We start from the raw sequence: 7,604 nt of genomic DNA, 5'->3' as shown, positions 1-7,604 counted from the left end.
TGTGTTTAAAATTAAATTTATTACCACTAATTACATAATATAAACTGAATAATTTTTCTAAAAAACAAAAAAGAGGTCGTCTACATAAATGATTTAAAAATCATTTATGAGACGTCCCCATTACATTGTTTTTGATTTATCTGCACATTTTTCTATAGCACTGATAACTGCAGTTCTAAAGCCTTTCCTTTCAAGCTCTAAAACTGCTTCAATAGTTGTTCCTCCTGGTGAGCAAACAGAATCCTTAAGTTCTCCTGGATGCTTTCCTGTTTCTAAGGCTAATTTAGCAGATCCTAATATACTTTGTTCTGCTAGCTTATATGCCTTAACTCTTGGTATTTCTAGCTTAACTGCTGCATCAGCCATTGCTTCTATAAACATAAAGACATATGCTGGAGATGAACCACATAAAGCAGTAAAGGCATGGAAGTCTTTTTCTTCTAATAATTCATATTTTCCAAAGTAATTAAATAAAGAACAAACTTCTTTTAACTCCTCTTCATCAATATGTTTATTTTTACATATAGCTGACATACCTTCACCAACTAAAGCTGGTGTATTAGGCATAGTCCTTATTACTTTTACCACAAAACCAAAATACTCTTCTATTTGTTCAATAGTAATTCCTGCTGCAATAGATACAATTATTGAATCTTTGCTTACTACATCTTTTATTTCTGATATAACTTCCTTAAAGAAGTGAGGCTTCACAGCTAAAAATATAATATTGGCTTTTGCTGCTACTTCTTTATTATCATTAGTTGCTTTTACTGCAAATTCTTTCTCTATAACTTCTTTAGATGCTTCTGTTTTAGCTGAAACTATTATATTTTCTTTTCTTATTTCTCCACTACTTATAAGTGATCCTAACATAGCTTTACCCATGTTTCCACATCCTATAAAACCAATCATCTTATTTTTCATTAAAATCCACACCTCTTCTATCTATTCTGAATGAACTAAATCTAAATCTGCAAACTTAGAGTGAGCTCCAATCCATGCCATTTTAACTGTTCCAACTGGGCCATTTCTTTGCTTAGCTATAATACATTCACCAATATTCTTTTGTTCAGTTTCTTTATTATAGTATTCATCTCTATATAAGAACATAACAACATCTGCATCCTGCTCAATTGATCCTGACTCTCTTAGATCAGAAAGCATAGGTCTATGGTCAGCTCTCTGCTCAGGTGCACGAGATAACTGTGATAGCGCTATTACTGGACATTCCATTTCCTTAGCTAGTGCCTTAATAGATCTAGAAATTTCTGATACTTCTTGTTGTCTATTATCTCTTGCTGAGCTACCAGACATAAGTTGTAAGTAGTCTATTAGAATCATATCAATTCCATGCTCCATCTTAATCTTTCTACATTTAGATCTCATTTCCATAACTGTAATACCAGCTGTATCATCTATGTAAATTCTAGCTTTTGAAAGCGGTCCTGTAGCACGGGCAATCCTTTCCCAGTCATCATCATCTAAATTACCTGTTCTAAGTTTTAGCATATCAATATTAGCTTGGGAACATAAAAGCTTATAAGCCAATTGTTCCTTTGACATTTCCAGTGAAAATATCACTACGCTTTTTCCTTCTTTCAATGCTGCATTTTCTGCAATATTCAGTGAAAATGTAGTTTTCCCCATGGAAGGTCTCGCTGCAATAAGAACCATATCTCCTTTTTGGAACCCTGAAGTCTTGGCATCTAAATCCTTTATTCCTGAGCCAACTCCAGTTATTTCTCCCTTGTTATTAAACAGTCTTTCTATTTCTATGAATCCTCTTTCTAGAACTGATGAAAGTGGTTCATACTCTTTAGAATCTTTATTTTCTGCCAAATCAAAAATTTTCTTTTGGGCAATATCTATTACTTTCTCAACATCACCACCATTATTATAACTTTCTTCAATAATAGATGTAGATGTCTTTATAAGTTTTCTTAAAGTAGATTTTTCTTCAACAATCTTTATATATGAACTTAAATTAGCTGTAGTTGGAACAGAAGCACTAAGCTCTGATATATATGTAACTCCCCCAGCTTTCTCTAACATATCCGCAGATTTAAGATGCTCTAATAATGTAACTAGATCAACAGCCATATCTTTTGCGTACATTTCTTTAATGGCATTATATATGACCTTATGTCCATCTCTATAAAAGTCTTCTTCTTCTAGCTTTTCAAATACCTTAGCCATAGCATTCTTGTCAATCAACATCGCTCCAATAACAGACTGTTCTGCTTCGATACTTTGTGGCAAGCTTCTCATCATAGGTGCATCCATAAAGCATTCCTCCTTCCAAATGTTTTTTTGCAATAACACTATTATAATATATTACCCTTATCATAAGTAGTACTTTTTAAAGTAAATTTTATATATTAACTACCAAGCAATTTATTAAAAAAACGAAGGATTGCTCCTTCGTTTTTTATTCAAATACTATTTCCATAAGCTCTTCAATATTGCTTACTGCTCTTACTTCTATATCATTAAGACCTAAAGGAATTTCTTTTTCATTGTCCTTTGGTACAAGAACAAGCTTAATTCCTTTTCTTCTTGCGCCATAAATCTTTTCAAAGATTCCTCCTACTGGCTTAACCTTTCCTCTTAAGGAAATTTCACCAGTGATAGCTACATCTTGACGTATCTTTCTGTTTAAAAGAGCACTGATTATACAAATAGTTATTGCTGCACCTGCTGAAGGTCCATCTATCTGTCCTCCACCAATGACATTAACATGTATATCATATTCCTTAATATCTTTATCTGTTATCTTTCTAATAACTGATGCTGCATTAAATACTGAATCTTTTGCCATAGAGCCTGCTGTATCATTAAACTTAATTGTACCAGCACCTTTTTTCTTAGCATGGAATACAGTAGCTTCTATTTCTATTGTAGAACCTAGAAATCCACTTACACCTAAACCATAAACGTGGCCTACTTCTCCAGTTTCAAGATTCTTTAATATTTCAAAAGGAGTATATCTTCCTATAGATATTACTTCTTCAACATCTTTTAAAGAAATTACTTTTTGCTCTACTTCTTCTTTATTATATAATGAATATCCATAAGCATCTGATAATATATTTACAGCTTTTCTACCTTCAATGGTATATTGACTTATTAAGTGTGCTACACCATCTTCTAGTGTTACCTCAAGTTTCTTAGCTGCATTATTAACTATTCCTTCAATATCCTTTGATGATAATGGCTCAAAATATACTTCTGTACATCTTGATCTTAAAGCTGGATTAATTTGTCCCGGCTCCTTTGTTGTCGCTCCAATCAACACGAAATCTGCTGGTGCTCCATTATCAAATAAGTATTTTATATATTTAGGAATATTCTCATCATCTGGATCATAGTAAGATGATGAAAACTCAACTCTCTTATCTTCTAAAACTTTTAAAAGTTTATTTTGTAGAATATCATCCAATTCTCCAATTTCATCAATGAATAATACTCCACCATGAGCTTCTGTAACTAATCCAGTCTTTGGTTCTGGTACTCCTATTTCAGCTAAATCTCTCTTGCTTCCTTGATAAATTGGATCGTGTACTGAACCTAAAAGTGGATTTGTTATTTCTCTTGGATCCCATCTTAAAGTAGTACCATCAACTTCAACAAACTTTGAATCTTCATCAAAAGGAGTAGAGTTTAATTTCTTTGCTTCTTCTAAAGCAAGTCTTGCTGCTGATGTCTTTCCTACTCCCGGTGGACCATATAAAATTATATGTTGAGGGTAAGGTGATGCCATCTTGGATAAAAGTGACTTAATGGCTCTTTCTTGACCGACTATTTCTTCAAATTTTTCTGGTCTTAAAAGTGACATTACATTTTTATTAATCTTCTTAGCATCTAATGCTTCTAATCTTTCAAGCTTACTATTAGTTTTTGAGTTTTCAATACCTTTTTGCTTTTTCATGATAGATAATTTTATTTCATCCATAAACTTATCTTGTCTCTCAGCTAAAGCTTTTTCAACTTCCACTTCAATTTTATTTTGAACATACTTTTTAGCAATATTTTCTGATATCCAATATACTACGTCTTCTAAAACCTCTACTGCTTCACTATCATTTGGAACTATCTTTGCTCCATTTCCATCTGATGCAATAACATTTAGAGCATATATTCTTTCATTTATATCTGTGGAATTAATATACTTCTGCAATTTAAATCTTACTGTCCTTGCTCTTATTGCACCTTCATCAAGAACATTTTTTAATATATCAAAAAGTACATTTACTTTTGCTTCTAAAGGTAAATCACTATCTAATATATTTTTAAAATCTAATTTTTCATTAAATGAATTCAAATTTAGTCCTCCTTATTGTTTAGGAACAATAACAACCTTCATCTTTGTTGAAACTTCTGGATATAATTTAACTTCAACATCATATCCTCCAGCAACTTTTATTGTACCTACAACAACTTTCTTCTTGTCTATTGATAAATTGAATTTGCTATTTATAGCTTCTGCAATATCTTTATTAGTTATTGCACCAAATAATCTTCCACCATCTCCTGCTTTAGCTTCAATATTAACTTCCTTACCTTTTAAATCAGCTGCTAACTTTTGAGCTTCTTCTAATTCTGCAAGTTTTTTCTTTCTTTCATTTTCTTTCTTTACATTAAGAACATGTAATTCATTAGCAGTTGCTTCCATAGCTAATTTTTTAGGGAAAAGATAATTTCTTGCATATCCATCTGATGCTTCTATAACATCACCTTTTTTACCTAATTTTTTAACGTCTTGTAGTAATATAACTTTCATATTATGCACCTATCCTTTAAAGTTTTATTCTTTATTGTTTTTTTATTATAATTATATCTATAATTTTACTATTTCTTAATAGCTCTATGTTAAAATAATGAACTTTTTTATTCTTTAATATTTCTAGCTATAGATTCTTTAAGAAGGCTTAATGCTTCAGCCATTGGCATATTTAACTTAGCCCCTGCCATATTCATATGACCTCCACCTCCTATTTCTTCTAATACAACTTGCACATTAATATCTCCAACAGAACGCCCACTTATGGCAACACTTCCATTTGATTCACTTAAAACAAAACATACATCTATCCCTGATATATTTAAAAGTTCATCAGCTGCTCTGGCAACAATTACTGTATTAGATGAAGAACTTGGGCATACAGCTATGGCAAGATTATTTTCCACTTCTGCATTCTTAATTGTTTCAGCTATAACTAAGTAATCTTCAAAACTATCAGCAAACATCTTTTTAACTTCTAAAGTATCTGCTCCTAATTCTCTTAAAAATGCTGCTGCATCAAAAGTCCTTACACCTGATTTAAACTGGAAGCATTTTGTATCCATAACAATACCAGCTAAAAGTCCTTCTGCCTCTAAAGGCTTGATAATAGGCTTTTTAAGTATATATTGTATTATTTCTGTTACCATTTCTGAAGTTGATGAAGCATACACTTCAATATAATTTAATAATGCACCTTCAATAATATCCGGGCTTCTTCTATGATGATCTATAATTATTTTTCGATTAATCTTTTCAACTAAATCTATATTTTTAACATAGCCTTTATTATGAACATCAACAATTATTAAAAGTGTTTTATCATTTATATATTTTTCTGCTTCTTCACCAGTTATAAACATATTATCATATGCACTATCCTTTTTTAATTGTTGTAGATAGTATTCTATGGCATTAATGTCCTGTTCTAATATTATATTGCAATTCTTTCCTAATTGTTTGATAGTAGTCCAAAGGCCTACTGATGCTCCTAAGCAATCCATATCTGGATTCTTATGACCAATTATAAATACATTGCTACTTTCAAAAATTAATTCCTTAATTGCTTGGGATATAACCCTTGCTCTAACTCTTGTTCTCTTTTCAAGTTCTCTTGTATTTCCACCAAAGAAGTGGATTTTATCATTATTTTTTACAACTACTTGATCTCCACCTCTTCCTAAGGCTAACTCCTTAGCAATTACTGCAAAGTTATAGTTTTCTTGAGGTGATACTCCGCCTCTTCCAACACCTATACTTAAGGTAACTTCTAACTTATTTCCTATATCAATGCCTGATATTTTTTCTAGTATATCAAATTTGCAATTTATTTCATCATTTATGTACTTATCTTGTACTGATAAAACATACTTATTTGATTCATATTTTACAATCATAGCCTTAAGCTTTTGTCCATATGCATTTATGGCTTTTTCCACTTCTGCTACAAGCATAGGTCTGTTATTTTCTTCAGTTCTTTCCAAAGCTTCTGATAAGTTATCTACTTCTATAAGTACTACGCTTTCCTTTGTAGCATACAAGTCTCTTAAGTTGCTCACTTCAATAAAATAAACTATATATAAATTATCTTCTTTATCTTCATCATATTTTATTTGATTTGCATATACACTGTAAAATCCTTCTTTAATTTTAACTCGCTGTTTTAAATCTTTATCACACTTTAATAATTTCTGTAAGTCTAAATCTCTTGCTATAGATAAGATATTTTGTTCTTCTATATCTTTATTGCTTAATTCTTTTTTAAATCTCTTATTACCCCATATGATTTCACCATTTTCATGTATTAAAGCAATGGGGTATGACATATCTGAAATATTATCATTTATATTAAGCTTTATTTTGGAAGTTATTAAACTTGACTGATCATTTGTATTATTTATATTTATCGTTTCATATAAAATAACATATAGCAGTATTACTAAAAAAATAGTTGCTAGAAAAAAATTATATGTGTAAAAAGAAATAATACTTGCTAAAATTATTACAGCACATATTAAAAAAATATCATACTTTTGTAGCCTTTCTTTCATTAAAAGCCTCCTAATTTTATATTAATACCTTTTTTTAAGGTGATTTTGAAGCTTACTTAGATTTTTCCCCTCTTTTTCATATGAATGGCCTTCATTTATGCCAATTTTTAATTTTTTACTCATATCATCATCTACTTCATTGCAGCTATACCCTAATTTTTGTGCTAATACATATAATATTAAAATGGCCCCAGAAATACAATTTAAAATAGCATCTTGAGCTGCACTACTTCCTCTTGCTAAAAGAGAATATAATTCACCTATTATACATAATAAATTTGCCTTAAGCTCTTCTATCATTTTCATATTAGCCATAATATTTAACTCTTCTTTTTTCACAACTTCCCCCTCCCTTATACCCTTGTATATTTATTTTAATAATATTTTATAATTTATGCAACTAAATAGACTTATCAGTTACATAATATGTAAATATTTTATTTTTTTGTAAAAAATAAAAGCCCCTGAAAAATCAGGGACTCCTAAACTTATTACTATTCAGTTGTGAATGGTAATAAAGCTATATTTCTTGATCTCTTTATTGAAGAAGTTAATTCTCTTTGGTGCTTAGCACAAGTTCCAGAAATTCTTCTTGGAAGAATCTTACCTCTTTCAGTAACGAATTTTCTTAATTTGTTAACATCTTTGTAATCTATTGATTCAGCTTTGTCAACACAGAAAGCACATACTTTTCTCTTAGATCTTCTCATTTTTCCGTTTCTTTTCATATCTCTCATCTGTCTTACCTCCTTTTTTATAAAATTAGATATTTC

At 30.4% G+C, this 7,604-nt stretch carries 7 protein-coding genes; all 7 read right to left on the bottom strand.

Features of this window, described 5'->3' with window-relative positions; all coding sequences use genetic code 11:
* Positions 1 to 120 precede the first annotated feature (120 nt).
* The 7 genes from proC to rpsR all read right to left on the bottom strand — a co-directional run bounded on the left by proC (position 121) and on the right by rpsR (position 7,568).
* Positions 121 to 924, bottom strand: a complete 804-nt coding sequence (gene proC / locus H8R92_RS12050) for a pyrroline-5-carboxylate reductase (protein ID WP_186835590.1) — start codon at positions 922 to 924, stop codon at positions 121 to 123.
* Positions 925 to 945: 21 nt separating this feature from the next.
* The gene (locus H8R92_RS12045; RefSeq protein ID WP_186835589.1) at positions 946 to 2,283 is read right to left on the bottom strand and encodes a replicative DNA helicase; all 1,338 of its coding nucleotides are present in this window, start codon (positions 2,281 to 2,283) and stop codon (positions 946 to 948) included.
* A gap of 145 nt (positions 2,284 to 2,428) precedes the next feature.
* On the bottom strand, positions 2,429 to 4,285 hold the full coding sequence (gene lonC, locus H8R92_RS12040; protein WP_370545587.1) for a Lon family ATP-dependent protease: 1,857 nt from the start codon (positions 4,283 to 4,285) through the stop codon (positions 2,429 to 2,431).
* Positions 4,286 to 4,333: 48 nt separating this feature from the next.
* The gene (gene rplI, locus H8R92_RS12035; protein ID WP_022210983.1) at positions 4,334 to 4,780 is read right to left on the bottom strand and encodes a 50S ribosomal protein L9; all 447 of its coding nucleotides are present in this window, start codon (positions 4,778 to 4,780) and stop codon (positions 4,334 to 4,336) included.
* A 107-nt stretch (positions 4,781 to 4,887) separates the two neighbouring features.
* Positions 4,888 to 6,831, bottom strand: a complete 1,944-nt coding sequence (locus tag H8R92_RS12030; RefSeq protein WP_186835588.1) for a DHH family phosphoesterase — start codon at positions 6,829 to 6,831, stop codon at positions 4,888 to 4,890.
* A 21-nt stretch (positions 6,832 to 6,852) separates the two neighbouring features.
* On the bottom strand, positions 6,853 to 7,170 hold the full coding sequence (locus H8R92_RS12025; protein ID WP_022210985.1) for a MazG-like family protein: 318 nt from the start codon (positions 7,168 to 7,170) through the stop codon (positions 6,853 to 6,855).
* 155 nt (positions 7,171 to 7,325) lie between these two features.
* Positions 7,326 to 7,568 carry a 30S ribosomal protein S18 gene (rpsR, locus tag H8R92_RS12020; RefSeq protein WP_022168278.1) on the bottom strand — a complete coding sequence of 81 codons (243 nt, stop codon included), beginning with the start codon at positions 7,566 to 7,568 and terminating at the stop codon, positions 7,326 to 7,328.
* Positions 7,569 to 7,604: the final 36 nt, after the last annotated feature.

It is taken from the genome of Clostridium lentum (assembly GCF_014287815.1).
Taxonomy (GTDB): domain Bacteria; phylum Bacillota; class Clostridia; order Clostridiales; family Clostridiaceae; genus Clostridium; species Clostridium lentum.
This window is presented reverse-complemented; position numbering and strand designations above follow the sequence as displayed.